This window comes from Saccharopolyspora antibiotica, from assembly GCF_047200635.1.
GTDB lineage: Bacteria > Actinomycetota > Actinomycetes > Mycobacteriales > Pseudonocardiaceae > Saccharopolyspora_C.
Genome location: NZ_JBJZOI010000010.1, coordinates 115,036 through 139,206, shown reverse-complemented (window position 1 = coordinate 139,206; position 24,171 = coordinate 115,036). Strand labels below are relative to the sequence as shown.

The following is a 24,171-nucleotide window of genomic DNA, read 5'->3' as shown; positions in this document are numbered from 1 at the left end:
CGGGCGACCCGCCCCGAACGACGAACGGGCCGCACCCCGCCAGGGGGTGCGGCCCGTTCGCGCGGGGGCTCATCCCTTGCGCTTGGCGACCTCGTCGGTCAGCTGCGGGGCGACCTTGAACAGGTCGCCGACCACGCCGAAGTCGGCGATCTCGAAGATCGGCGCCTCGGCGTCCTTGTTGACGGCGACGATCGTCTTCGAGGTCTGCATCCCGGCGCGGTGCTGGATCGCGCCGGAGATCCCCAGCGCGATGTAGAGCTGCGGCGACACGGTCTTGCCGGTCTGCCCGACCTGGAACTGGTGCGGGTAGTAGCCGGAGTCGACGGCGGCGCGCGAAGCGCCGACCGCGGCACCGAGCGAGTCGGCCAGCTTCTCGACCACGTCGAACGACTCGGCCGAACCGACGCCGCGGCCACCGGAGACGACCACGGAGGCCTCGGTTAGCTCGGGGCGGTCCCCGGCCTCGGCGGGCTGCACGCCGGTGACCTTGGCGTTCTTCGCTCCGTCGACCGCGGGGACCTCGACGGTCTCCTGGGCACCGGCGCCGGAGGCCTGCTCGGCCTCGACGCTGCCCGGCAGCACCGTCACGACCGGCGTGCCGGTGGTGACCTTGGCCTTGGCGTTGTAGGTGCCGCCGAACAGCGAGTGCGAACCGACGCCGTCGCCGTCGATGTCGACGACCTCGGACAGCAGCCCGGAGCCGAGGCGCACCGCCAGGCGGCCCGCGACCTCCTTGCCGTCGATCGAACCCGGTACCAGCACGGCGGCCGGGGAAGCCGAACCGACCAGCGCGGCGAGCGCGTTGACGGCGGGCGTGACGAGGTACGAGGCGACGTCGGCGGACTCCGCCGCGTACACCTTCTCGGCGCCGTAGGACGCCAGCACCTCGGTCAGCTTGGCGGCCTCACCGGGCTCACCGACGACGACGGCCGACGGCTCGCCGAGGCGGCGCGCCGCGGTGAGCAGTTCCAGCGTGACCTTCTTGACCTCGCCGCCGGAGTGGTCGACGAGGACCAGGACCTCGGACATGTCTATTCCTCCTCGCGAACCTGTGACTCAGACGAGCTTCTGACCGGCCAGGAACTCCACGACCCTGGTGCCGCCGTCGCCTTCGTCGTTCACGCGCTGACCGGCTTCCTTGGGCGGCCGCGGCGCCGACTCGACGACCTGCGACCCGGAACCGGCGAGGCCGACCTCGGAGGCGTCGATCCCGGCGTCGGCCAGGCTGAGCGCGGAAACCGGCTTCTTCTTGGCGGCCATGATGCCCTTGAAGGACGGGTACCTCGGCTCGTTGATCTTCTCGGTGACCGAGACGACGGCGGGCAGGTTCGCCTCCAGGGTGATGATGCCCGCGTCGGTCTCCCGCTCGATGCTGATCGTGGAGCCGTCGGTGGTGACCTTGCGCGCGTAGGTCAGCTGCGGCAGGTCCAGCAGCTCGGCCAGCATCGCGGGCACGGCGCCGACGCGGCCGTCGGTGGCCTCGTTGCCCGCGAGCACCAGGTCGACGGAGTCGACGGTGCCGATGACCTTCGCGAGGGCCTTCGCGGTGGAGACCGCGTCGGACCCGGCGAGCGCCTCGTCGGACAGGTGCACGGCCTTGTCCGCACCCATCGAGAGCGCCTTGCGGATGGCGTCGGTGGCGCGATCCGGACCCATCGCCACGACGGTGACCTCGCCGCCCTGGGCCTCCTTGATCAGCAGCGCCTCTTCCACCGCACGTTCGTTGATCTCATCCAGCACGGCGTCCGCCGACTCGCGGTCGAGCGTGTGGTCGGAGTCTTTGAGCTTGCGCTCGGACCACGTGTCGGGCACCTGCTTCACCAGGACGACGATGTTCATGGGTCCTCTTCGACCTCCTGCGGACTTCGGGTGGCTTAGCTTGCTGCCGCGCTGCTCGCGCGGGTTCCGGTCGGCGCGATCGCCCCGCTACCGGAGGAGTTCGACCTTGCCATGAGACAGTGCCGGTGGCACAGTGACGCCAACCACCCCCCGATGTTACTTGCCGGTAGCCAGGGGTGGAACACGCCCTCCGGTGACGGTACTCACGTCCGCGGCGACGCCCTCGGCCGCCTCGTCGCGAAATCCGGACCGGGCCGACCCGGCATGATCTGAAAACTTTCATCCGGCGCTAGCCTGCACGCCATGAACCATCACGTCGCCATCGTGACGGACTCCACCGCCTCGATCCCCACCGACGTCGCCGAGCAGCTCAGGATCTGCGTCATCCAGCTGGAACTGAAGATCGGCGAGCGAGAGGACGACGAGCGCCGCGTGCCGCACGAGGAACTCGCGCAGGCGATGCGCGAGGGAACTCCGGTGGAGACCTCGCCCCCACCGCCGCCGGCGTTCTTCTGGAACTACCACGACGCGGCCGCCTCCGGCGCGGAGTCGATCATCTCGGTGCACATCTCCGACGGCCTCTCCCAGACCTGCGCCTCCGCTCGCAGCGCGGCCGAGGAGGTGAACCTGCCGGTGTTCGTGGTGGATTCCCGGCTGTGCGGGCTCGGCATGGGCTTCCCCGTGATCGCGGCGGCCGAGGCCGCCGCCGCGGGAGCCAGCACCCAGGGCGTGCTCGGCGTGCTGGACAAGCGGTTGCGCAGCACCACCCAGATGATCTACGTGGACACCCTGGAGTACCTGCGCCGCAGCGGCCGGGTCGGCCGGGCGCAGGCGTTCTTCGGCCAGGCGCTGTCCATCAAGCCCGTGCTGGTGCTGCGCGAAGGCGTGCTGGAACCGCTGGTGAAGGGGCTCGGACCGGAACGCGCGCTGAAGAAGGCGGTCCAGCAGGCCGTCGCCCGCGCCGGGGACGGTCCGGTGGACGTCGGCATCGAGCACTTCCAGTACGCCGAGCGCGCCCAGGAGGTCGCCGGTCAGCTGCGCAACCAGCTCCCCCAGGTCCGCCGGATCGTCGTCGCGGAGACCAGCGCGATCATCGGCGCGCACGCCGGCCCCGGCGCCCTCGGGCTGACGGTCTCCCCCGCCACGTGACCGGCGGTCAGCGCGCGGCCTTGTCCAGGGCGCGGTGGATCCGCTTCGCCGAGACGGGGCGCGGGGTGCCCAGCGACTGCGCGAACAGCGAGACGCGGAACTCCTCGATCATCCAGCCGACCTCCAGCAGCGCCGCGCTCGGCGCACGGCCCTCGGGGACCTCGTCCAGCAGGTCCTGGTAGCGGTCCCGCACGTCGCGGATCTCCGCCAGCCACTGCCGGTCCCGCTGCGGGTGGTGCTGCACCTTCTCCAGCCGCTGCTCCACCGCCCGCAGGTAGCGCGCCACGTCCGGCAGCCGCTCCCAGCCCGCCTCGGTCACGAAACCGGGGCGCAGCAGCCCGTCGAGCTGCTCGGAGACGTCGGCCAGCGAGTCCGCGGGCATCCCGCTCCTGCGGTCCGCCAGCGCGGTGCGGGCCTGCTGCGCGGCGGTGAGCACCTTCTCGACCTTCGCGGTGGTGTCGGCCGTGACCGGGCCGAGCCCGGCGCGCACCTTCTCCTGCAGCGCGGCGAACCCGTCCTGGCTCCACACCGGCCCGCCCGCGTCGGCGACGAGCTTGTCCACCGCGCAGGTCAGGCAGTCCGCGAGCAGCGCCCCGAGGTCGCCGTGCGGCGCGGTGCCGAGGACCACCCTCGTCCGCGCGTTCATGCCGCGCTGCAAGGACTTCACGGGCGAGGGCAGGTTGAGCAGCAGCAGCCGGCGGGTGCCGTCCCAGAGCGCGCGGCGCTGCTCGGCCTCGGTGTCGAACATCCGGACCGCGACCGAATCGCCCTCGTCCACCAGGGACGGGTAGGCCTTCACCGCGTTGCCGCCGCGCTCCCGCTCGAAGGTGCGCGGCAGCTCCCCGAAGCTCCACGAGCTGAGCCCGGCCCGCTCCACCGTGCCCGCGGCGGCGGAGATCTCCGCGCGCAGCTTCGGGCGGAGCCGCTGCTTGAGGGCGTCGAGGTCCTTGGACTCGGCGAGCTTCGCGCCCTTCCCGTCGATCACGCGGAAGGTCATCTTGAGGTGCTCCGGCAGCGCGTCCGGGTCGAACGAACCGGGCGGCACGGTCACGCCGGTCATCCGCTTGAGCACCTCGGCCAGCGCGTCCGCCAGCTCCCCCTCCAGCGCGGGCATCCGGGACAGCGCGGCCTTCGCGTGATCGGGCACCGGGACGAAGTTGCGGCGCAGGGTCTTCGGCAGCGATTTGATCATCGCGATGACGAGTTCCTCGCGCAGGCCCGGGATCTGCCAGTCGAAGCCGGTGGGCTCCAGCTGGTTGAGCACAGCCAGCGGCAGGTGCGCGGTGACGCCGTCGGCGTCCGAGCCCGGCTCGAACTGGTAGGTCAGCTCCAGCCGGTGCCCGCCCTGCTGCCAGGCGTCCGGGTAGTCGTGGTCGGTGACCCGGGCCGACTCCCGGTTGATGAGCATGGACTTCTCGAAGTGCAGCAGGTCCGGCTGCTCGCGGCGGGTCCGCTTCCACCAGGTGTCGAAGTGCCTGCCGGAGACGACCTCGGCGCCGAGTCGCTGGTCGTAGAACTCGAACAGCGTCTCGTCGTCGACCAGGATGTCGCGGCGGCGGGCGCGCTCCTCCAGGTCCTCCACCTCGGCCAGCAGCGCGCGGTTGTCGTGGAAGAAGCGGTGGTGGGTGTCCCAGTCGCCCTCGACCAGGGCGTGCCGGATGAACAGCTCCCGGCACAGCTCCGGGTCCACCCTGCCGTAGTTCACCTTGCGCTCGGCGACCAGCGGCACGCCGTAGAGCGTGACCTTCTCCTTCGCCACCACGGCGGCGCGGTTCTTCTCCCAGTGCGGCTCGCTGTAGGCGCGCTTGACCAGGTGCCCGGCCAGCTGCTCGACCCACTCCGGTTCGACGCGGGCGTTCACCCGGGCCCACAGCCGGGAGGTCTCCACCAGTTCGGCCGCGACCACGAACCGGGGCTGCTTCTTGAACAGCGCCGAGCCGGGGAAGATCGCGAACTTGGCGCCGCGCGCGCCCAGGTACTCGCCGGCGCCGCGCTGGCGGGGCCCGGAGCGCTCGGACTTCTTCTCCACGTCCTTGAGCCCGACGTGCGAGAGCAGCCCCGCCAGCAACGAGCGGTGCACCAGCTCGGGCGCGGCCGGGTTGTCGTTGAGCGACATGTCCAGCGACTTCACCAGCTGCCGCAGCTGGGCGTAGAGGTCCTGCCACTCCCGCACCCGCAGGTGGTTGAGGAATTCCGCCTTGCACCGCTTGCGGAACTGGTTCGAGGAGAGCTCGCGCTGCTGCTCGCGCAGGTGGTTCCACAGGTTCAGGAAGGCCAGGAAGTCGGAGCTCTCGTCCGTGAACCGGCCGTGCTTCTCGGCCGCCGCCTGCTGGTGCTCGGCCGGGCGTTCCCTCGGGTCCTGGATGGACAGCGCCGAGGCGATGACGAGGGTCTCGTGCAGGCAGCCGTTGCTCTCGGCGGCCAGCACCATCCGCGCCAGCCTCGGATCGATCGGCAGCTGCGCGAGGGTGCGCCCGATCGGGGTGAGCCGACGCCGCTCGTCCGCGCCCGCCGCCTCCAGCGCGCCGAGCTCGTGCAGCAGGTTCACGCCGTCGGTGATCTGGCGGCGGTCCGGCGGCTCCAGGAACGGGAACTCCGCCACGTCGCCCAGCCCCAGCGAGGTCATCTGGAGGATCACCGAGGCGAGGTTGGTGCGCAGGATCTCCGGATCGGTGAACTCCGGGCGGGATTCGAAGTCCTGCTCGGAGTACAGCCGGACGCAGATGCCCTCCGACACGCGGCCGCAGCGGCCCTTGCGCTGGTTCGCCGAGGCCTGCGAGACGGGTTCGATCGGCAGCCGCTGCACCTTGGTGCGGAAGCTGTAGCGGGAGATGCGCGCCGTGCCGGGGTCGATGACGTACTTGATGCCGGGCACCGTCAGCGAGGTCTCGGCGACGTTGGTGGCCAGCACGATGCGCCTGCCGGTGTGCGGCTGGAACGCGCGGTGCTGCTCGGCGGCCGAGAGCCGCGCGTACAGCGGCAGCACCTCGGTGTTGCGCAGCTTGAGCTGTTCGAGGGCGTCGGCGGTGTCGCGGATCTCCCGCTCCCCGCTGAGGAACACCAGCACGTCCCCGCCGCTCTCGGCGCCGAGCTCGTCGACGGCGTCGCAGATGGCCTGCACCTGGTCGCGCTCGACGACGGGCTCGTCGGGGTCCGCGGACTCCTCCACCAGCGGCCGGTAGCGCACCTCGACCGGGTAGGTGCGGCCGGAGACCTCCACGATCGGCGCGTCGCCGAAGTGCCGCGAGAACCGCTCCGGGTCGATCGTCGCCGAGGTGATGATGACCTTGAGGTCGGGACGGCGCGGCAGCAGCTGCCTGAGGTAGCCCAGGATGAAGTCGATGTTGAGGCTGCGCTCGTGCGCCTCGTCGATGATGAGCGTGTCGTAGCGGCGCAGCAGCCGGTCCCGCTGGATCTCGGCCAGCAGGATGCCGTCGGTCATCAGCTTCACCAGCGTGGACTCGCCCGCCCGCTCGGTGAACCGGACCTGGTAGCCGACGGCCTCGCCGAGCTCGGTGCCGAGCTCCTCGGCGACCCGCTCGGCGACGGTGCGCGCGGCGATGCGGCGCGGCTGGGTGTGCCCGATGACGCCCTGCACGCCCCGCCCGAGCTCCAGGCACATCTTGGGGATCTGGGTGGTCTTGCCGGAGCCGGTCTCGCCCGCGACGATCACCACCTGGTTGTCCCGGATGGCGGCGAGCAGGTCCTCGCGGCGGGCGCTGACCGGCAGCTGCTCGGGATAGCCGATGCGCGGGACCGCGGCGCGGCGGCGCTCGACCCGCTGCTCGGCGGCGGCCACGTCGGCGGCGATCTCTCCGGTGGCGGACTCCAGCGCGGCGGCGTCCTTGATCTTGCGGGCGCCTTCGATGCGGCGGCGGAGCCTGCGCTGGTCGTTGAACATCAGCTCGGTCAGGCGGCCGCGCAGCTCGGCCAGCGTGGAGCTCACAGGTGACGTACCCATACTTCGTTCCAGGATAGAGGGCGCCGCCACGAGTTTTCCGCCGGTGAGCCCGTGACGCCCCCGACGTCGCCGTTACCCGTGCAGGAACGGGGTGTCGACGGTGCTCTCGCACATCCGGCGGCGCAGGGCGTCGACGTCGGTGCCGGGCAGCTCCAGGCGCGCGGCCAGGTCGCCGGGGCCGAGGACCGCGCGGACCAGCTCGACGGTGCTGGTGCCCCGCTCGGCGAGCAGCCGCCGGATCTCCGGCGCGTCGTCGGCCCGCCCCCGGGCCGCCGCGACCCGTCGCAGCGGCTCGTGGCTGAGCGCGTGGTCGGCGGCGATGACCTCGGCGGAAGCGCCCAGCAGCCCCAGCAGCACGAGCACCACCAGCCCGGTGCGATCGCGGCCGCTGCCGCAGTGCACCAGCACCCCGCCCGGCGCGGCGGAGGCCACGGCCCGGACCGCCTCGGCCAGCGCTCCCGGGAAGCGCGCCGCGAAGGCCGGGTAGTGCAGCGGGGTGCACGAGAGCGGCCCGCCCCACTCCGCCCGGAACGCGGTGGCGGCGGGGTCGTCCAGCGGCAGCCGCAGCGTGGTGAGCTCGGCGGGCCGGGCCGCCCGGTCCGCGCCGTCCTCGGTGCCGCCGGTGAGGTCCACGACCGTGCGCACCCCGTGCGCGAGCAGCGCGTCCCAGCCCGCGGCGCGCAGGAACGCGGGGTTCCCCGACCGCACCACCGCGCCGCGGCGCACCCGCCCACCGCGCACCGGCAGCCCGCCCAGCTCCCGGCCGTTGATCAACCCGTCCCAGTGGAGTTCGCGTTCTCCGTGCATGTCCGGAGGACGCGCGGGAACCCGCGCCGTTGCGCGCCCGGCATCACTCGCCGTACTCGGTGCTGCACGGCCCGAATCCGTCCTGGAAGCCCATCCGGAACGCCTCCAACCGCGCGAAGCCCGCGGGCACCTGGTCGCCGTTGACGTCGGCGGCGATGAGGCTGTCGTCGCCGAGCAGCGCGGCCACGCCCTCGTCGATGTCGCCGGGCGCCAGCCGCAGCTCGCCGACGGGGTTGCGCTGCCCGATGGGGTCCTCGACGAGCAGCCCGCTCCACGCCCCCACCAGGCAGGCGGTCCGCAGGCCCGCGTTCTCCCCGGTCAGCGGCAGCCCCGCCGCCTCCTGCACGGACAGCGCGTAGCGGGAGGCGACCTGGGCGTAGGCCGCGAAGTCGCCGTACCCGGAGTCGGCGGCCTCCTTCGCGGGCGGGTTCGCGATCCGCTGCAGGTCGTCCAGGCTCAGCGAGATCGTGTTCGTCTCCGGGCAGTAGGCCGCGGGTTCGGTGCCGCGAACGCCGTCGCAGGGCAGCGGCTCGGTCGTCAGCTCGGGCGGCAGCGCCCCGGTGTCGGCGAAGACCTGCTCCAGGCTGGAGCGCACGGCCGCGAGGTTCTTCTCGTCCACCGGCAGGTCCGTCTCCTGCGCCTGCTTCCAGAACTGGAACTGGGTGGTGCGGCGCTTGACGTCCTCGGCGTCCATCCGCGCGCAGCGCTGCGGACCCTCGCTGAAGCCGTACTGGAACGCGGTGACCCGGTCGAAGGCGCTGCCGTGGGCGTCGGCACCGGTGAAGTCGGTGTCGCCCGGGGTGTCGCGGATGTAGTTGAGCACGCCCATCACCTTGTTCAGGCCGTCCCCGGTGGAGACCTGGAAGTGCTCGGCGCCGCCCTCGGCGGCGTGCCGGAAGAAGGAGCCGGTGAAGCAGTCCGCCTGCTGCTCCAGCACCAGCGTCGGGGCATCGCGCCCGGTGGTGCCCGCGCGGTGCTGCACGGCGTGGCCCATCTCGTGCGCGAGCACGGTGACCGAGGCGATCGGACCGAAGCTGTTGTTCAGCCTGGGCAGCAGGTCGGCGCGATCCCAGGCGATCAGGTTCTCCCCGCCGCAGTAGAAGGCGTTGGACAGGCCCTGGGTGCGCTGTTCGCAGAGCGTCCCGCCGAGTGCGGTCGAGTCGTAGGAGACCAGCCGGGGCACCGGTTCGAACTCCGCGCCGTCGAAGGCGTCCGGGAACACCTCCCGCCAGTACGCCTGCACGTCGGCGATCGCGTTGCGGGCGAGCGCGTCGACCTCGCCGCCGTCGGTGCCCTCCACCGGGAGGTCCGCGTCGGGCGCCCCGGCGATCGGCCCGGTGGGGCCGTTGCTCGCGGGCAGCCCGGCGACGTCGTGGGTGGCGGGTCCGCCCGCCGTGGTGGGGGTGCCGCTGATGACGCGGGAGCAGCCGCCGAGCACAGCGGTGCACGTGAGCAGCGCGAGGACCGCGCCGAGGCCGCGCCGAACGCCTGAAACCGGTGCCAAGAGATCCCGTCCTGTTCCGAAGGTCGCCGATCGGGGCGGTGGGCCGCCCCCGAACTCGCCCACCGGCCGCAGGTGATCAGCCTATCGGGTGGCGCGCGGCGGGTTCCCGGCCTCACTGCCGCCCCCGCTCACCTGCTCGTCGCCGGTCGAGGGACGCTCCGGCGCGCGGTCGCGAGATCGCGCGAAGCGCCCCGGCCGCCGGTCGCGGTCCCGTAAGTTGCCCGCTCATGGGGAAGATGCGTCGGTGGCTGCGGCCGTGGCTCCTGATCGGGATCGCCGGGCTGGTCGCCGCGGGGATCGTCGAGGGGGTCGCCGGGGACGGCGTCGGCGGGTTCGGGCCGGCCGTGCTGGGGGCGCTGGCCGGGGTGGTGCTGCTGCCGATGATCACGCAGCTGGGCCTGCTGACCGGGGCGGCGCTGTTCGGGTTGCGGATCCGGCACGTGGTGATCGGCTCGCTGCGCGGTGTCGCCACCTGGCGGGTCGGGCGCACCGAGGTGACGCTGCGGGCGCTGCCGCTGGAGCTGGCCTCCGAGATCGGCCCGTGGCGCAGCCCGGTGATCCTGCGCTGCTGGCTGGCCGGGCTGGTCTCGGCGCTCTCCGGGATCGGGGCGGTGGCCGCGTGCTGGCTGCTGGCCGAGGGGCCGTTCGGGCGCGGCGTGCTGCTGGCCGCGACCCCGCTGATGCTCCACAAGCTGTGGCCGAAGCGCGCGCCGCTGAGCACCTCGACGGGCTGGCTGCTGTTCGGCCTCCCCCGGTTGCCGGAGGAGAAGCGCGCGGAGTTCCGCGCCGCCCCGCTGGCCGCGCGGGCGCACGAAGCGCTGCGCGCCGGGGACCTGACGCGCGCCCGGGAGATCGTGGATCGGCTCGGGGGCACCTGCCCGGAGCTCAACGCCACGGTGCACTGCCGGGTCGCGATGCTGGAGGCCACCGGGGAGTACGCGGAGGCCGTGCTGGTGCTGGTGGGCCACATCGCCGCCGCCGACCTGGAGGCCAGGGACATGTCCTACACCCTGGCGGGACTGGCCGGGCTCGGGTTCTGCGCGGTGGAGGCGGGCCAGCTGCCCGCCGACGAGGTCGTCCCGGTGGCGAAGAAGGCGCTGGCCGACGCGATCGCCCTCGGCTACCCCGCCTACCAGCTCAGCGGGACCAAGGGGGTGCTCGCGCTGCTGGAGGGCGACGCGGAGGAGGCGGCGCGGCTGGCGGCGATCGGCGCCGACCACACCACCTCGCCGCTGTCGAAGGCCGACGACCTCGCCACCCTGGCCCGCGCGCACATGGCCCGCCGCGACAACGCCGCCGCCCGCGAGGCCCTGGCGCGGGCCGAGCACCACGCCTCCTGGTGGCCCCGGGTCCGCGAGGTCCGGGACCGCCTCACCGTCGCCTGAACCGGCGCCGGGGACCAGGTCAGGCCAGCGCGATCCGGCCCAGCTCGGCCGGCCCGGACATCAGCGGGTGCTTGGGCAGCACCCGGACCGTGTACCCGGCCGGGCCCGCGTGCGGGAGGGTGAGGACGGCCTCGTAGCCGCCGTCGGCGGCCGGGCTCATCGACTCGGTGATGAACTCGTGCAGCCGGTCGTCGTCGTCCACCCGGCCCACCACCACCTCGACGTCCACATCGGACGGATCCAGCCCGGCGAGATCCACCTGCGCCCGCACCGTGATCCGCCCGCCCAGCAGCGGAGTCGCCCCGTCCGCCACGGTCATCCGGGTCGCCCCGATCCGCACCCGGGACCAGGCGTCCGCGATCCGCGCGCCGAACTCCGCGAGCTCCTTCGCGCCCCGGTGCTGCTGGCCGGTCATCGCCCGCACCGAGCGCGCCGCCGGGCCGTAGTAGCGGTCCACGTACTCCCGGACCATCCGGGAGGCCTGCACCCGGGGGCCCAGGGTCGCCAGCACGTGCCGCACCATCGACATCCACTTGCGCGGGACCCCGTCCGCGCTGCGCTCGTAGAACGCGGGCGCCACGTCGGTCGCGATCAGCTCGTAGAGCGCAGCGGCCTCCAGGTCGTCGCGCCGGTTCTGGTCGGTGACCCCGTCCGCGTTCGGGATCGCCCAGCCGTTCTCGCCGTCGAACAGCTCGTCCCACCAGCCGTCCCGCACCGACAGGTTCAGCGCCCCGTTCAGCGCCGCCTTCATCCCCGACGTCCCGCACGCCTCCAGCGGCCGCACCGGGGTGTTCAGCCACACGTCGCAACCCGAGACGAGGTAGCGCGCCAGGGACATGTCGTAGTCCGGCAGGAAGACGATGCGGTGGCGCACCTCGGGATCGTCGGCGAACCGCGCGATCTGCTGGATCATCGCCTTGCCGCCCTCGTCGGCCGGGTGCGACTTGCCCGCCACCACCAGCTGCACCGGACGCTCCGGGTCCAGCAGCAGCCGCCGCAACCGCCCGGTGTCCCGCAGCATCAGCGTGAGCCGCTTGTAGGTCGGGACCCGGCGGGCGAAACCGATGGTGAGCACGTCCGGGTCGAACACCGAATCGCACCAGCCGAGTTCCAGGTCGGAAGCGCCGCGCTGCAACCACGCCTGCCGCAGCCTGCGCCGCACCTCGTGCACGAGCCGCTGCCGCAGCGAGCTGCGCAACTCCCACAGCAGCGGATCGCTCACCGGTTCCATGCCGCGCAACCCGGCACCGCTGTCCATCTCGGACTCCCCGAGCAGCTTGCCGAGCTCGCGCGCCGACCAGGTCGGCCCGTGCACCCCGTTGGTCACCGAGCCGATCGGCACCTCCTCGACGCCGAACCCGGGCCACAGCCCGCGGAACATGGTGCGCAGCACCCCGCCGTGCAGCGCCGAGACGCCGTTCGCCCGCTGCGCGAGCCGCAGGCCCATGTGCGCCATGTTGAACATGCCGGGCTTGTCCTCGCCGCCCAGCGCCAGCACCCGCTCGGTCGGCACGCCCGGCAGCAGCGCCCGCGAGGAGCCGTCCCCGAAGTAGTGCCGCACCAGGTCCACCGGGAACCGGTCGATGCCCGCCGGAACCGGGGTGTGGGTGGTGAACACGGTGCCCGCGCGCACCGCCGCCACGGCCTCGTCGAAGTCGAGCCCGGGACCGCCCTGCAGCTCGCGGACCCGCTCCAGGCCGAGGAACCCGGCGTGGCCCTCGTTGGTGTGGAACACCTCCGGCTCCGGGTGCCCGGTGAGCTCGCAGTAGGCGCGCACCGCCCGCACCCCGCCGATCCCGGCGAGGATCTCCTGCCGGATCCGGTGGTCGGAATCGCCGCCGTAGAGCCGGTCGGTGGTGCCGCGCAGGTCGTCGTCGTTGTCCGGCAGGTCGGTGTCGAGCAGCAGCAGCGGAACCCGGCCCACCTGCGCCTTCCAGATCCGCGCGCGCAGCACCCGGTCGCCCGGCATCGCCACCCGCACCAGGATCGGCTCCCCGGACGGTTCGGTGAGCACTTCCAGCGGCAGCCCCTTCGGGTCCTGCACCGGGTAGTGCTCCTGCTGCCAGCCCTCCGCCGACAACGCCTGCCGGAAGTAACCGGAGCGGTAGAACAGCCCCACCCCGAGCAGCGGGACGCCCAGGTCCGAGCCCGACTTCAGGTGGTCCCCGGCCAGCACGCCGAGCCCCCCGGAGTAGTTCGGCAGCGCCTCGCTCACGCCGAACTCCATCGAGAAGTACGCCACGGAGGACGGCAGCTCGGCACCCTCGGCCTGCCGCTGCTGGTACCAGCGCGGGACCGTCAGGTAGTGCCGCAGGTCGTCGTCCACGGCGCGGGTGCGGGCCAGGAAGTCCTCGTCCTGCGCGAGCGCGCGCAACCGCTGCGCCGGGACCTCCTCCAGCAACCGCAGCGGATCGCCGCCCACCCGCGACCACACCCGCGGGTCCACCGCGGCGAACAGGTCCTGGGTCGGCGGATGCCAGGTCCAGCGCAGGTTCGTCGCCAACGTCCCCAGGGCGGCCAGCTGCTCCGGCAGGTGTGCCCGGACGGTGAATCGGTGGACGGCTCTCACGGCGGCTGACCTTATCGCCCGGCCGGGGCGCGGACTCGGCGGCAGGACGGCGAGGCCGCGCCGGGGCGATCGCCCGGGATGCGAAGCTGGCGGGGTGCGCACCCGGCGGATCGGCCCCCTGCTCGCGGCCCTGCTCGCCCTCACCGTCCTCGCGGGCTGCGCTCCCACCGGGCCGGAGACGCCCGCCCCCGAACCGGTCGGGGCGGACCCGGGATTCGTGCACGGCACCGACGGCGGTGCCACCGACCGGCTCGCGGCCGCCGTCATCGGCGACGTCCAGGACTACTGGGCGGCGACCTTCCCGCCCCTGTCCGGGCACCCCTGGCGCGACCTGGACGGCGGGTTCTTCTCGGTGGACACCGCCCGCGGCGGCGACCGGCCACCGCCGTGCTCCGGCGACGTGGCGAACCTGGAGGGCAACGCCTACTACTGCGCCTCGGTGGACGCGATCGCCTGGGACCGCGCGGCGCTGCTGCCGGTGCTGCGGGAGCACTACGGGGACGCGGCGGTCGCCGTGGTCCTCGCCCACGAGTTCGGGCACGCCGTGCAGCAGCGACTCGGGATGGCCGTCGGCGGCGGCGCGGACGCGGCGGCGATCGAGGCGGGCGCGGACTGCTACGCGGGCGCGTTCCTGCGCACCGCCGCCGACGGCCGCACCGCGCACCTGCGGGTCGGGCCCGGGGAGCTGGACCGGGCGCTGCACGCGCTGATCGTGTTCCGCGACCCGATCGGCACCGAACCGGCCGCCGCCGACGCGCACGGCACCTCCTTCGCCCGGATCACCGCCTTCCAGCAGGGCTTCCAGGACGGTCCGGCGGACTGCGCCGCGGTCTCCCCCGTTCGAGCGCCCACCACCGAGACGGGGGAGGACGCCACCGAGACCTTCCCCGGGACCGTCGAGGCCACCGGGCGGCGCGCGGCCGAGTTCTTCGGCGGGCTGGTCACCGCGGGCGGGCGGAGCTGGTCCACGCCCGCACCGCGCCCCGGCGGTTGCGCCGCCGCGCCGGTCGGGCTGTGCGACGGCGCCACGGCGTTCGACCCGGAGCGGCTCGGCGCGGTGCACCACGACATCGGCGACCAGGCGACCGCGACGCTGCTGGCGTCGCGCTACGCGCTCGCCGCGCGCACCGCGCTCGGACGGCCGAACACCGGGCCCGCCGCCGGGAACGCGATCAGCTGTCTCACCGGCGCCTACACCGCCGGCGAACCCCGGCTCTCCGCGGGCGACCTGGACGAAGCCGTGGAGGCGCTGCTCACCGAGGACGCCGCCGGCCGCGACGCCCGGGGCGCGGTGGTGATCACCGGCGCGCAGCGGGTCGCCGCGTTCCGCACCGGGCTGCTGCGCGGTCCCGACGCCTGCGGCTGAGCCACCGGGCGGCGCTCTTCCACATCGCGGGAGGCCTGGCCTCGGCACCCCCGGGCGTGCCAGGATCCGGGCTGTGCCGGAATTCACGCTGACCCGCGATCGCGTCGTCGACCTCTACCTGGTCGCCACGTCGGCCTGTCGCTGACCCGACCCCCGTGGCCCGACCGGGTCGACGGCGCGGCGGCCCGATTCCGCCCCACCCGCCCGCGCACCGCGCGGCGCCGGCCAGCGCGCCGGACGACCCGTTCCCAACTCGCCCACTCGATCGAGGAACGGAAGAACGCATGTCCGCACCCACGCACGTCTCGCAGTACACCCCCGCGGATGAGATCCCGGAGCCCGGCGCCCTCGAACTGCACCCCGCCCTGGACCTGCCACCGCTGCGCGAGGCGCTCCGGCCCGAGCACGACCTGTGGGCGCCGCGCGAACTGCGCGACCTCACCACGCTGGCCATCACCGAGTTCACCGGCGCGCTGCTCGACGTCGTCGAGGTCCACGAGGGGCAGCGCTGGTGGGCCCGCCTCGGCCTCACCGCGGGCGTCGAGCTCTGGCTGCTGTCCTGGGCCCCCGGTCAGGGGACCGAACCGCACGACCACGGCGGCGCCTCCGGCTCGTTCGCCGTGCTGTTCGGCGAGCTGCGCGAGGACTACCGCTACCCGGCGGGCCCGATCCGCGGCGCGCGGCACGAAGCGGGCGCCTCGATCGGCTTCGGCGCTGGTCGCGCCCACCAGGTCCGCAACACCGGCACCGCGAACTCCGCCAGCGTGCACGCCTACTCGCCGCCGCTGCTGCCGGTCCGCCACTACGCGGACCTGGCCGACGTCCCGCCCGTCGCCCCGCGGCCCGCGGGCCCGCTGCGGGAGCGGAACCGATGAGCCACGATCCCGGTACCGGCTCCGGACCGACGAGCGCCCGACCGATCAGCGAGGTGGCCGTGCCAGCGCAGCGACCCCAGCCCGAGGAGGCCCCGCACACCGGCCCCTACGGCATCGAGCACCTGCTCACCGATGCCCGGGACGGGCTGGAGCGGGTGGACTCCCAGCAGGCCGCCCGGTTGCAGCGGGACGGCGCGCTGCTCATCGACCTGCGGCCGCAGTCGAACCGGCTCGCCGAGGGCGAGATCCCCGGCTCGCTGGTGGTGGAGCGGATCGTCCTGGAGTGGCGGCTGGACCCGTCCAGCCCGCACCGCCTCGACGGCCTGCGGGTCGACCAGCCGGTCGTGCTGTTCTGCAACGAGGGCTACTCGTCCAGCCTCGCCGCCGCGCAGGCCCGGGAGCTCGGGCTGGGCCGGGCCACCGACCTGATCGGCGGGTTCCGCGCCTGGGCCGCCGCCGGGCTGCCCGTCATCGAGGGCGGCCGGGCCCCGGTCGGCTGATCCCCGAAAGCGCCCCGGGATCGCCCGGCGGGCGTCTCGCCGGCCCGGCCGCGCCGACGCGGGCGGGGCGCTCTCCGGTGCGGGGTGCCGGGCGGAACCGCCGAGCGCGCCCCGGGGGGCCGAGTTCGCCCGCCACCCCGACCGCGCCTGCCACGGCCCGCCGGGCACCCGCCCGGCGGGCCGTCGCGCGGCGGAACCGGCCCGGCCGCGAGCACGTGGTGCGGGACCGGAACAATGAGTGCCGGAGTGGACCGGCCGGTCGACCGGCCGGAGAGGTCCGAACGGTGCCGGAACCGCGGAGCGGCCGGGAACGGCGGGGAGAGTGGACGTGGACGACCTGGTCATCCGGATGGACGGCGTCGGAGTCCGGCGGGGTGGTAACGCGCTGGTGTCCGGCGTGAGCTGGTCCGTCGAGCTCGACGAGCGCTGGGTGGTGCTGGGACCGAACGGCGCGGGCAAGACCACGCTGCTCAAGCTGGCGGGCGCCGAGCTGCACCCGTCGGACGGCACCGTGGACGTGCTCGGCGAGCGCCTGGGCCGCGTCAACGTGTTCGAGCTGCGCCCGCGCATCGGCCTGTCCTCGGCGGCCCTGGGCTCCCGGGTCCCCGGGGACGAGCTCGTCCGCGACGTCGTCGTCAGCGCCGGGTACTCGGTCCTCGGCCGGTGGCGCGAGGAGTACGACGAGATGGACACCGACCGCGCCGCCGAACTGCTGGACCTGCTCGGCGTCGCGCACCTGGCCGACCGAGCCTTCGGCACGCTGTCCGAGGGCGAGCGCAAGCGCACCCTCATCTCCCGCGCGCTCATGACGGACCCCGAGCTGCTGCTGCTCGACGAGCCCGCCGCCGGGCTGGACCTGGGTGGCCGCGAGGACCTGGTGGGGCGGCTGTCCGCGCTGGCGCTGGACCCCGACGCCCCCGCCTCGGTGCTGGTCACCCACCACGTCGAGGAGATCCCGCCCGGCTTCACCCACGCCCTGCTGCTGCGCGAGGGCACCGCCGTGGCGCAGGGCCTGCTGGAGGACGTCCTGACCGAGGACAACCTCTCCAAGACCTTCGACCAGGACCTCGAACTCCAGCGCAGCGGGGACCGGTACTTCGCCCGGCGCCGCTGAGCTCCCGCACCCGGACCCGGATCCCACCGCGAAGCCGCTGAGCGGAGACCCGCCGGGCGCGCGGCACCTCCGCCGGGGTTCCACCACCGGGATCCCGCCCGCGGTTCACCCGTCCGCCGGAGCGAGTGAGATCGAGGACACTGACGGCCGGGGGCCGCCGGGATAGCCTTCGGGCACTGACGTGCAGGGCGACGAGGAGGTTGCGGCGTGGGCGAGTTCATCAGGCTCGAAGTGGAAGGCGCCATCGGCACGATCCGGCTGGACCGGCCCCCGATGAACGCCCTGAACCGCCAGATCGAGCAGGAGCTGAAGGCCGCCGCCACCGAGGCGGCCCAGCACCCCGAGGTGCGGGCCGTGATCGTCTACGGCGGCGAGAAGGTGTTCGCCGCCGGCGCCGACATCAAGGAGATGGCGGACCAGTCCTACTCGGACATGGCCGTCAAGGAGCAGGACGGGCTCACGGCGGCGATGAGCGCGGTCGCCGCCATCCCGAAGCCGACCGTCGCCGCGATCACCGGCTACGCGCTCGGTGGCGGCTTCGAGCTCGCGCTCTCCTGCGACCGCCGGATCGTCTCCGACGCCGCGAAGGTCGGGCAGCCGGAGGTGCTGCTCGGCGTGATCCCGGGAGCGGGCGGCACCCAGCGCCTCGCCCGGCTCATCGGCCCGAGCAAGGCCAAGGACATCATCTACACCGGCCGCTTCGTCAAGGCGGCCGAGGCGCTGGAGCTGGGCATGGTGGACGAGGTCGTGCCCGCCGAGGACGTCTACGCCGCCGCGAAGCGCTGGGCCGAGCAGTTCGCGAACGGACCGGCCCGCGCGCTCGCCGCCGCCAAGGCCGCCATCGACGGCGGGCTGGACGTGGACCTGGACAACGGCCTGCGGCTGGAGACGAACCTGTTCACCGGCCTGTTCGCCACCGAGGACCAGAAGATCGGGATGCGCTCGTTCATCGACAACGGGCCCGGCAAGGCCGAGTTCACCGGCCGCTGAGCCGATCCTCGCCCGGGACCCCGCGCTCCGGCGGACGCGCTGCCGGAGCGCGGGCTGACCCGGGCTAGAGTGCTGCGCGTCCGGAACGCGCGCGCTGGTGGGGAGACCGGGTGGCCTACGCCTTCGACCTCGACGACGTCGCGTTCCTGCGCTCCCCCGCCGGAACCGAGGCCGTCGCCGCGCTCACCGGGCGCGCCCTGACCGCCGATTCGCGGCTCGCCGACGTCGCCGCCGCCCGCGCCGCCGCCGGCACGCGCTTCGCCGCGGCCGTGCTGGAGACCGCGGTGCTGCGCGGCAAGGCGGAGTCCAAGTTGGACGATGTCGCCGACTGGCTGTTCACCGGGGACGCCCTGCAGCAGGCGACCGCGGCCGCCGTCGCCCGGCACCGCGCGCGGCGGCTCGCCGGGCGCACCGTGCACGACGTCACCTGCTCGATCGGGGCCGACCTCCGGGAGATCGCCCGCGTCGCCGAGCGCTGCCTGGGCTCCGACCTCGACGAGGTCCGGCTCGCGATGGCGCGGCACAACCTCGCCGCGGACGGCCTGCCCGCCGCGTTCGCCCGCGCCGACGCGCTGCGCCCCACCAGCACCGGGACCGCGATCGTCGCCGACCCGGCCCGGCGCGACGGCAGCGGCCGCCGCCGCTGGAACCCCGCCGACCTGGTGCCCCCGCTGGACGAGCTGCTCGACGTCTACGCCGGGCGGGACCTGGTCGTGAAGTGCGCCCCGGGCCTCGACTTCGACGCCGTGCCCGAGCGGGCCGAGGTCGAGATCGTGTCGCTGGCCGGGCAGGTCCGCGAGGCGGCGGTGTGGCTGGGCGGGCTCGCCGAGCCCGGGGTGCGCAGGCGCGCCACGGTGCTGCGCGCCGACGGCGGCGGGGAGCAGCTCACCGACCGCGACCCGGAGGACTGCCCGGTGCGGGAGGCCGGGGAGTGGCTGGTCGACCCGGACGGCGCCGTGGTGCGGGCGGGCCTGGTGCGCCACTACGCCGCGCGGCACGGGCTCGGGCAGCTGGACCCGCGCATCGCCTACCTCACCGGCGACGCCCCGCCCGCCGGGATCCGCGCGTTCCGCGTGCTGGACCAGGGCAAGCACTCGGAGAAGGCGCTGCGGGCCCTGCTGCGCGCGCACGACGTGGGGCGGCTGGAGATCATGGCGCGCGGGGTGGACGTCGATCCCGACGCGCTGCGCCGCAGGCTCAAGCCCCGCGGCAGCGCCGAGGCCACCCTCGTGCTCACCCGCATCGGCAGCACCCCGCGCGCCTACCTCTGCCGGGCCGAACGCGGCTGACCGCCCCGGCCCGCCGCGGTTCCGGGGCGGGCCCGCTACTGGTTGACGATGGTGACCTGGCGGGTTTCGCAGGGGCCGTCCCAGGTGCGCGGCAAGGGCGTCGCCACCTCGGGAGCCACGATGTCCACGATGGCGTCCAGCGCCGCTTCGGCCTTGCCCACCCAGAGGTGCTTGGTGTCCGCGAAACCGCTGACCTCGGCCTGCGGGATCGCCGCGAACCGGCGGCGCGCCTCCTCCGGGCGGAGGTAGTCGTCGAACTCCGGCACCAGCGCGTGCACCGGCTTGCCCGACTCGCCCCAGGCGCGCAGGTGCTCCTCGGTGCTCCAGCGCAGCGGCGGCGAGAGCAGGATCGCCCCGCGCACCACCGGGTCCAGCCCGTGCACCAGGGTGAGGTCGGTGCCGAAGGACCAGCCGAGGAGCCACACGTTCGGCAGGTCGTGGAACTCGGCGAACTCCAGCGCCGCGGCCACGTCGAACCGCTCCGCGTTCCCCGCGTCGAACTCGCCCTCGCTGCGCCCCGCCTCGCTGACGGTGCCCCGGGTGTTGAACCGCAGCACCGCGAGGTCCGCGAGCGCGGGCAGCCGGAACGCGGCCTTGCGGTAGAGGTGCGAGTCCATCATGCCGCCGTGCGTCGGCAGCGGGTGCAGGCAGACCAGCGTCGCCCGCGGAGCACCGCTCTCCGGCAGCGCCAGCTCACCGATCAGCCGCAGCTCGTCGGCGGTGTGCAAGGTGATCTGCTCCCGCTTCGCGGGCAGCGCGGTGTTGGCGCGGATCTCGGTGCTCATCACCCCCGATCCTGCCACGCCGCCGCGCTCGCACCGCTGTGAGATCCCCGTCGCCCGCGCCCGGGGTCCAGCACCGGCGGTTCTCGTCCCCGTCCCGCCGACCGCGGCGCGGACCCGAGCACGACGGCCGCCCCGCACCGGGAACCGATCCCGAGGCGCGCCGAGCAGCGGCTTCCACGAACCGGTCCGCGCGGGCGGAGCCGGTCAGGACCAGCGGCGGGTGGGGCCCCTGCGGGCCCGCGCCTTCCAGCAGCCGCTGTGCCAGTGCCGCCGGTCGGCGACATCGCCCTGCTCGTCGGCGGGCCACGCCACCACGTGCGCCACCCCGGGCCGCACCTCGTGATCGCAGCCGGGGCAGCGGTAGGTCTTCCCGGCCTGCGCGGCGGGCACGGTGCGCACCAGCCACTCGCCGTCCGGCCCCTCCTCCACCCGCGACCAGCCGTACGCGGGCCCCGGAGAGCGGAACTCGCGCCCCGGCGCGGAGCTGCCGGTCGGGCGTTGCTGGCGGTTGCGGCGCGGCACACCACCACCGTAACGGGCCGCCACCAGCGCTAGGGCTTCGGCAACCCCGGCCAGGCCCGCTCGGCGAGACCGCGGGCGAACTCGCAGGCCTCCAGGCCGTCGCCGTCCGGGTAGGCCACCACCAGCATCGCCACCTCGACCTGCCCGCTGCCCGGCTCGCCGAACGGCAGGTGCCCGGTCTCCGCCGAGCACAGCGGGATCCGAGGATCGCCGCCGACGACGCTCGTCACGGTGCTCCGGCCCGCGATCTCCTCCCGCACCGCCGAACCGTGCAGCACCGCGGGCGGATCACCGGCCGCGTGCACCAACCGCACCCGGGGCGCGGTGGCGTCGTCCGGCCCCCACTGGCACTGGTGACCGGCCGGGGAGGCAACGGGTTCGGCCCGCTCCAGTCCGGGAACCTCGCGCACCACCTCGGTGGGCAACGTCCGGCAGGGGTCGAGCAGCGCCAGCGAGTTCGGCGGGTAGTCGCGGTGGCGCACCCGCCCGGAATCGATCGCGGCCACGGCGCCGCGCGCCCCGGCCTCCGCGATCCCGCACAGCTCCGAGCCCGGTCCGCCGGTGAGCTGGTCGGCGCTGACCAGCGCCGCGGTGTCGTCGCCGAACAGGACCCGGCGGGTGCAGTGGCCCGGCAGCGGCGCCTCCCGGGCGATCCGCAGCGACCCCGCCTCGACCACCGGATCGGCCTCGTCCCCGGTCTCCCGCGCGAGTTCCCCGACCTTGAGCTGCGCCAGCGATCCGTCCGGGCGGTGCACCCGCAGCAGGCAGTAGTCCAGCGACACGGTGCCCGCGTCGCGCACCTCGCCGAACCCGGACAGCGCCGCCGGGTCGATCAGCGAGCAGGGGTCCGCGGTGCGCGGATCGCCGAGCGCCTCCGCCGCGGTGGCCGGGCCGGGCCGCGGCGGTTCCGGCCTCGGCTGCGCGAGCCCGGTGCAACCGGCGGCCAGCAGCGACGACAGCAGCACCAGGAGACCCGGGAAGCGGAAGCGCGGCGGCATCGCCCCACCCTAGATGCCCCCGGCAACGCCGTCGCGCACGGCGGGCCGGGCGCGGCACCCGCGCGGCGGCCCCGCTCCGCGACGAGCGGTCCGCAGTGGACCTACTCGCCGAAGTCGTCCGCGACCAGGGCGAGGATGCGTCGCACCGCTTCCTCCGCGTCGGCCCCGGTGGCCACCAGGGTCGCCCGGTCACCCTTGCGGGCCCCGAGCCCCATCAGGCCGAGCACGCTCGCGGCGTCCGCCTCCGAACCGCGCACCCGCACCCGCACGTCGGCCCGCAGCCCGGCCAGGCAGCGGGCCAGCATCGCGGCGGGACGGGCGTGCAGCCCCACCTCGTTGCGCAGCTCGAACTCCTCGGTGATCGGCTCGCCCTCCTCGGCCGCGAGGGCCTGCTCCGCCTCCGAACCCACTCCGGCTCCGGTCGCGGCCCGGGTCACCGCGTCGAGGTCCTTGCCGCCCTGCGCCGCCACCGCGGCCGCCACCGCGCCCTCGACCAGCGGGGCGTCCGCGACGACGGCGGTACCGGGATCGCCCAGGGCCTCGACCGCCATCTCCGCGGTCATCTGCGCGCTGCCCAGGTCGTAGAGCAGCACCACCCCGGAACCGGTGTCGGCATCGGAGAGCGCGGCGGTCACCTTCTCGAAGTCGGTGCCGATGTCGCCACCGGCCAGGCCGCCGGCCGGGACCACCCGCACGTCCGGGGCCATCTGCGCGGCGAGCTCCGCGACCCCGGCGGCGAGCCGCTCGCTGTGCGAGACGATGACCAGTCCGACGCTCATTCCGGCGACCTCGAATCGGCGAAGGCGGACAGCAGCAACGCGGTCGAGCGCGCACCGGGATCGACGTGCCCCGCGCTGCGCTCGCCCAGGTAGGAGGCCCGCCCCTTGCGGGCCACGAGCGGTTCGGTGGCCGCCGCCCCGGCGTGCGCGGCCTCGGCCGCCACCGCGAGCACCCGGGCGGGCCCGGCGCCCTCCTCGGCGCCCGCGCGCGCCGCGCCCACCGCCGGGATCAGCGCGTCCACCATCGTCTTGTCCTCCGCGACGGCCTTGCCGCGGGCCACGACGCCCTCCAGCCCGGCCCGCAGCGCCGCCGCCACCGCGGGTCCGTCCAGCTCGGGGGCCGCGCCCACGGCGGTGGCCGCGCGCAGGAACGCCGTGCCGTACAGCGGTCCCGAGGCGCCGCCCACCGTGGAGATCAACGTGGTGGCGACCAGCTTGAGCACCGCGCCCGGCGTTTCCGGCTCCACCTCGTCCAGCTTGACCCGAACCGCGCGGAAACCGCGATCCATGTTCTCGCCGTGGTCGGCGTCCCCGATCACCCGGTCCAAGTTGATCAACTCGTCGCGGTGCTCGGCCATCACCGCCGCGCCCGCCCGCACCGCGGCGACCACGTCCTCTGCCGTGCAGCCCATCCCGTTCACCCGTCCTCGTCTGCGACCCGTCGTCTCACCAGTTCAGGGCGGCGGTGCGCACCGGCGCGTCCCACAGCTCGGTGAGCTCCTCGTCCAGCTTCAGCACCGTCAGGCTCATGCCCTGCATGTCCAGGCTCGTCGTGTACGGGCCGACCAGCCGCCGGCGGACCCGCACCCCGCGGTCGGCCAGCAACCGCTCGGCGATCCCGTGCGCCGCGTACAGCTCGATCAGCGGCGTCGCGCCCATCGAGTTGGTGAACAGCAGCACGTCGTCGCCCGCGCCGAACGGCAAGTCCTCCAGGACCGGTTCGAGCAGCTTCGCGACGATGCCGTCGGCGCGCTCCAGCGGCAGCCGCTGCCTGCCGGGCTCGCCGTGGATGCCGATGCCGATCTCCATCTCGTCCTCGGCGAGCGTGAAGCTGGGCTCACCCGCGTGCGGGACCGTCGGACCGGTCAGCGCCACGCCCATCGAGCGCACCTGGGAGACCACGCGCCGGGCGAGGGCCTCGCACCGCTCCAAGTCCTCGCCGCGCTCGGCGGCCGCGCCGACGATCTTCTCCACCAGCACGGTGCCGCCGACGCCGCGGCGGCCCGCCGTGTGCGTCGAGTCCTTCACGGCCACGTCGTCGTCCACGATGACCGCCCGGACGTCGGTGCCCTCCAGCCCCGCCAGCTCCGCGGCGGTCTCGAAGTTCAGCACATCACCGGTGTAGTTCTTGACCACCAGCAGCGCCCCCGCACCGGACTCCGTCTCGGTGATCGCCGCCTGCACCGCGTCCGGGGTCGGCGAGGTGAACACGGCCCCCGGCACCGCGGCCGTGAGCATCCCCGCGCCCACGAACCCGCCGTGCAGCGGTTCGTGCCCGGAGCCCCCGCCGGAGATCAGCGCCACCTTCCCGCTCAGCGGCGCGTCGGCGCGCACGACCAGCGCCGGATCGGTCCGGACCCGCAGCAGCTCCGGGTACGCGGCGGCCATGCCGTTCAACGCGTCCGCGACCAGCGTCGACGGATCGTTGATGATCTTCTTCACCGTGGGCCTCCTCGCCGCCGGTTCACACCCCCGCACCGCGTGCGCGGTGGGGACTCCGATCGAATGTGCCCGCAAGG

The 24,171-nt window shown here is 74.4% G+C and carries 20 protein-coding genes; 8 read left to right on the top strand and 12 right to left on the bottom strand.

The genetic code is table 11. From position 1 onward, the window contains the following. Nucleotides 1–69 precede the first annotated feature (69 nt). Nucleotides 70–1,029 carry an electron transfer flavoprotein subunit alpha/FixB family protein gene (locus ACL03H_RS10610; RefSeq protein WP_412810980.1) on the bottom strand — a complete coding sequence of 320 codons (960 nt, stop codon included), beginning with the start codon at nucleotides 1,027–1,029 and terminating at the stop codon, nucleotides 70–72. A gap of 27 nt (nucleotides 1,030–1,056) precedes the next feature. Then, nucleotides 1,057–1,839 carry an electron transfer flavoprotein subunit beta/FixA family protein gene (locus ACL03H_RS10605; protein WP_412810979.1) on the bottom strand — a complete coding sequence of 261 codons (783 nt, stop codon included), beginning with the start codon at nucleotides 1,837–1,839 and terminating at the stop codon, nucleotides 1,057–1,059. A 303-nt stretch (nucleotides 1,840–2,142) separates the two neighbouring features. Between ACL03H_RS10605 and ACL03H_RS10600 the strand changes: the two genes are divergently transcribed. Then, complete coding sequence (locus tag ACL03H_RS10600; protein WP_412810978.1) at nucleotides 2,143–2,988, top strand: DegV family protein; 846 nt, start codon at nucleotides 2,143–2,145, stop codon at nucleotides 2,986–2,988. Between the two features lie 7 nt (nucleotides 2,989–2,995). Here the strand turns inward: ACL03H_RS10600 and hrpA are convergent, their stop codons facing one another. The 3 genes from hrpA to ACL03H_RS10585 form a co-directional block, all read right to left on the bottom strand. Beyond that, entirely contained in the window at nucleotides 2,996–6,949 is a 3,954-nt protein-coding gene (gene hrpA, locus ACL03H_RS10595; RefSeq protein ID WP_412810977.1) for an ATP-dependent RNA helicase HrpA, read from the bottom strand. Between the two features lie 72 nt (nucleotides 6,950–7,021). Next, on the bottom strand, nucleotides 7,022–7,756 hold the full coding sequence (locus tag ACL03H_RS10590; RefSeq protein WP_412810976.1) for a tyrosine-protein phosphatase: 735 nt from the start codon (nucleotides 7,754–7,756) through the stop codon (nucleotides 7,022–7,024). A gap of 43 nt (nucleotides 7,757–7,799) precedes the next feature. Continuing rightward, the gene (locus ACL03H_RS10585) at nucleotides 7,800–9,260 is read right to left on the bottom strand and encodes a neutral zinc metallopeptidase (protein ID WP_412810975.1); all 1,461 of its coding nucleotides are present in this window, start codon (nucleotides 9,258–9,260) and stop codon (nucleotides 7,800–7,802) included. Nucleotides 9,261–9,487: 227 nt separating this feature from the next. On the opposite strand from ACL03H_RS10585, the gene ACL03H_RS10580 reads away from it, so the two are divergent. Next, complete coding sequence (locus ACL03H_RS10580) at nucleotides 9,488–10,645, top strand: hypothetical protein (protein WP_412810974.1); 1,158 nt, start codon at nucleotides 9,488–9,490, stop codon at nucleotides 10,643–10,645. A gap of 19 nt (nucleotides 10,646–10,664) precedes the next feature. Here ACL03H_RS10580 and glgP read toward each other — a convergent pair whose 3' ends face one another. Then, complete coding sequence (glgP, locus tag ACL03H_RS10575; RefSeq protein ID WP_412810973.1) at nucleotides 10,665–13,214, bottom strand: alpha-glucan family phosphorylase; 2,550 nt, start codon at nucleotides 13,212–13,214, stop codon at nucleotides 10,665–10,667. Between the two features lie 94 nt (nucleotides 13,215–13,308). Between glgP and ACL03H_RS10570 the strand changes: the two genes are divergently transcribed. From ACL03H_RS10570 to ACL03H_RS10545, 6 genes are all read left to right on the top strand, one after another. Then, nucleotides 13,309–14,580: a neutral zinc metallopeptidase gene (locus ACL03H_RS10570; RefSeq protein ID WP_412810972.1), complete on the top strand. Its 1,272-nt coding sequence runs from the start codon at nucleotides 13,309–13,311 to the stop codon at nucleotides 14,578–14,580. A 284-nt stretch (nucleotides 14,581–14,864) separates the two neighbouring features. Beyond that, entirely contained in the window at nucleotides 14,865–15,455 is a 591-nt protein-coding gene (locus ACL03H_RS10565; protein WP_412810971.1) for a cysteine dioxygenase, read from the top strand. Further along, entirely contained in the window at nucleotides 15,452–15,955 is a 504-nt protein-coding gene (locus tag ACL03H_RS10560) for a rhodanese-like domain-containing protein (protein ID WP_412810970.1), read from the top strand. Before ACL03H_RS10565 ends, ACL03H_RS10560 begins: the two co-directional genes overlap by 4 nt. A 349-nt stretch (nucleotides 15,956–16,304) precedes the next feature. After that, entirely contained in the window at nucleotides 16,305–17,069 is a 765-nt protein-coding gene (locus ACL03H_RS10555; protein WP_412811042.1) for an ABC transporter ATP-binding protein, read from the top strand. Nucleotides 17,070–17,276: 207 nt separating this feature from the next. Then, nucleotides 17,277–18,059: an enoyl-CoA hydratase/isomerase family protein gene (locus tag ACL03H_RS10550; protein WP_412810969.1), complete on the top strand. Its 783-nt coding sequence runs from the start codon at nucleotides 17,277–17,279 to the stop codon at nucleotides 18,057–18,059. A 110-nt stretch (nucleotides 18,060–18,169) separates the two neighbouring features. Further along, a complete protein-coding gene (locus ACL03H_RS10545) occupies nucleotides 18,170–19,348 on the top strand; it encodes a class I SAM-dependent methyltransferase (RefSeq protein ID WP_412810968.1) in 1,179 nt (392 codons plus the stop codon). A gap of 35 nt (nucleotides 19,349–19,383) precedes the next feature. Here ACL03H_RS10545 and ACL03H_RS10540 read toward each other — a convergent pair whose 3' ends face one another. The 6 genes from ACL03H_RS10540 to dhaK all read right to left on the bottom strand — a co-directional run bounded on the left by ACL03H_RS10540 (nucleotide 19,384) and on the right by dhaK (nucleotide 24,094). After that, nucleotides 19,384–20,133 (bottom strand): alpha/beta hydrolase, encoded by a 750-nt coding sequence (locus ACL03H_RS10540; protein WP_412810967.1) that lies wholly within the window; start codon nucleotides 20,131–20,133, stop codon nucleotides 19,384–19,386. Between the two features lie 204 nt (nucleotides 20,134–20,337). Continuing rightward, on the bottom strand, nucleotides 20,338–20,655 hold the full coding sequence (locus ACL03H_RS10535; protein WP_412810966.1) for a hypothetical protein: 318 nt from the start codon (nucleotides 20,653–20,655) through the stop codon (nucleotides 20,338–20,340). Between the two features lie 29 nt (nucleotides 20,656–20,684). Then, the gene (locus ACL03H_RS10530) at nucleotides 20,685–21,653 is read right to left on the bottom strand and encodes a DUF3558 domain-containing protein (protein ID WP_412810965.1); all 969 of its coding nucleotides are present in this window, start codon (nucleotides 21,651–21,653) and stop codon (nucleotides 20,685–20,687) included. 101 nt (nucleotides 21,654–21,754) lie between these two features. Next, the gene (dhaM, locus tag ACL03H_RS10525) at nucleotides 21,755–22,432 is read right to left on the bottom strand and encodes a dihydroxyacetone kinase phosphoryl donor subunit DhaM (protein ID WP_412810964.1); all 678 of its coding nucleotides are present in this window, start codon (nucleotides 22,430–22,432) and stop codon (nucleotides 21,755–21,757) included. Then, a complete protein-coding gene (gene dhaL, locus ACL03H_RS10520; protein ID WP_412810963.1) occupies nucleotides 22,429–23,064 on the bottom strand; it encodes a dihydroxyacetone kinase subunit DhaL in 636 nt (211 codons plus the stop codon). Before dhaL ends, dhaM begins: the two co-directional genes overlap by 4 nt. A 34-nt stretch (nucleotides 23,065–23,098) precedes the next feature. Further along, complete coding sequence (gene dhaK / locus ACL03H_RS10515) at nucleotides 23,099–24,094, bottom strand: dihydroxyacetone kinase subunit DhaK (RefSeq protein ID WP_412810962.1); 996 nt, start codon at nucleotides 24,092–24,094, stop codon at nucleotides 23,099–23,101. Nucleotides 24,095–24,171 lie beyond the last annotated feature (77 nt).

Bases quoted from the DNA above. Each gene is read 5' to 3' on its own strand.
- ACL03H_RS10605 (WP_412810979.1), bottom strand. From the start codon at position 1,839: ATGAACATCGTCGTCCTGGTGAAGCAGGTGCCCGACACGTGGTCCGAG.
- ACL03H_RS10560 (WP_412810970.1), top strand. From the start codon at position 15,452: ATGAGCCACGATCCCGGTACCGGCTCCGGACCGACGAGCGCCCGACCG.
- ACL03H_RS10580 (WP_412810974.1), top strand. From the start codon at position 9,488: ATGGGGAAGATGCGTCGGTGGCTGCGGCCGTGGCTCCTGATCGGGATC.
- ACL03H_RS10600 (WP_412810978.1), top strand. From the start codon at position 2,143: ATGAACCATCACGTCGCCATCGTGACGGACTCCACCGCCTCGATCCCC.
- hrpA (WP_412810977.1), bottom strand. From the start codon at position 6,949: ATGGGTACGTCACCTGTGAGCTCCACGCTGGCCGAGCTGCGCGGCCGC.
- ACL03H_RS10610 (WP_412810980.1), bottom strand. From the start codon at position 1,029: ATGTCCGAGGTCCTGGTCCTCGTCGACCACTCCGGCGGCGAGGTCAAG.
- ACL03H_RS10555 (WP_412811042.1), top strand. From the start codon at position 16,305: ATGGACGGCGTCGGAGTCCGGCGGGGTGGTAACGCGCTGGTGTCCGGC.
- dhaL (WP_412810963.1), bottom strand. From the start codon at position 23,064: ATGGGCTGCACGGCAGAGGACGTGGTCGCCGCGGTGCGGGCGGGCGCG.
- ACL03H_RS10590 (WP_412810976.1), bottom strand. From the start codon at position 7,756: ATGCACGGAGAACGCGAACTCCACTGGGACGGGTTGATCAACGGCCGG.
- ACL03H_RS10540 (WP_412810967.1), bottom strand. From the start codon at position 20,133: ATGAGCACCGAGATCCGCGCCAACACCGCGCTGCCCGCGAAGCGGGAG.
- ACL03H_RS10530 (WP_412810965.1), bottom strand. From the start codon at position 21,653: ATGCCGCCGCGCTTCCGCTTCCCGGGTCTCCTGGTGCTGCTGTCGTCG.
- ACL03H_RS10565 (WP_412810971.1), top strand. From the start codon at position 14,865: ATGTCCGCACCCACGCACGTCTCGCAGTACACCCCCGCGGATGAGATC.
- dhaM (WP_412810964.1), bottom strand. From the start codon at position 22,432: ATGAGCGTCGGACTGGTCATCGTCTCGCACAGCGAGCGGCTCGCCGCC.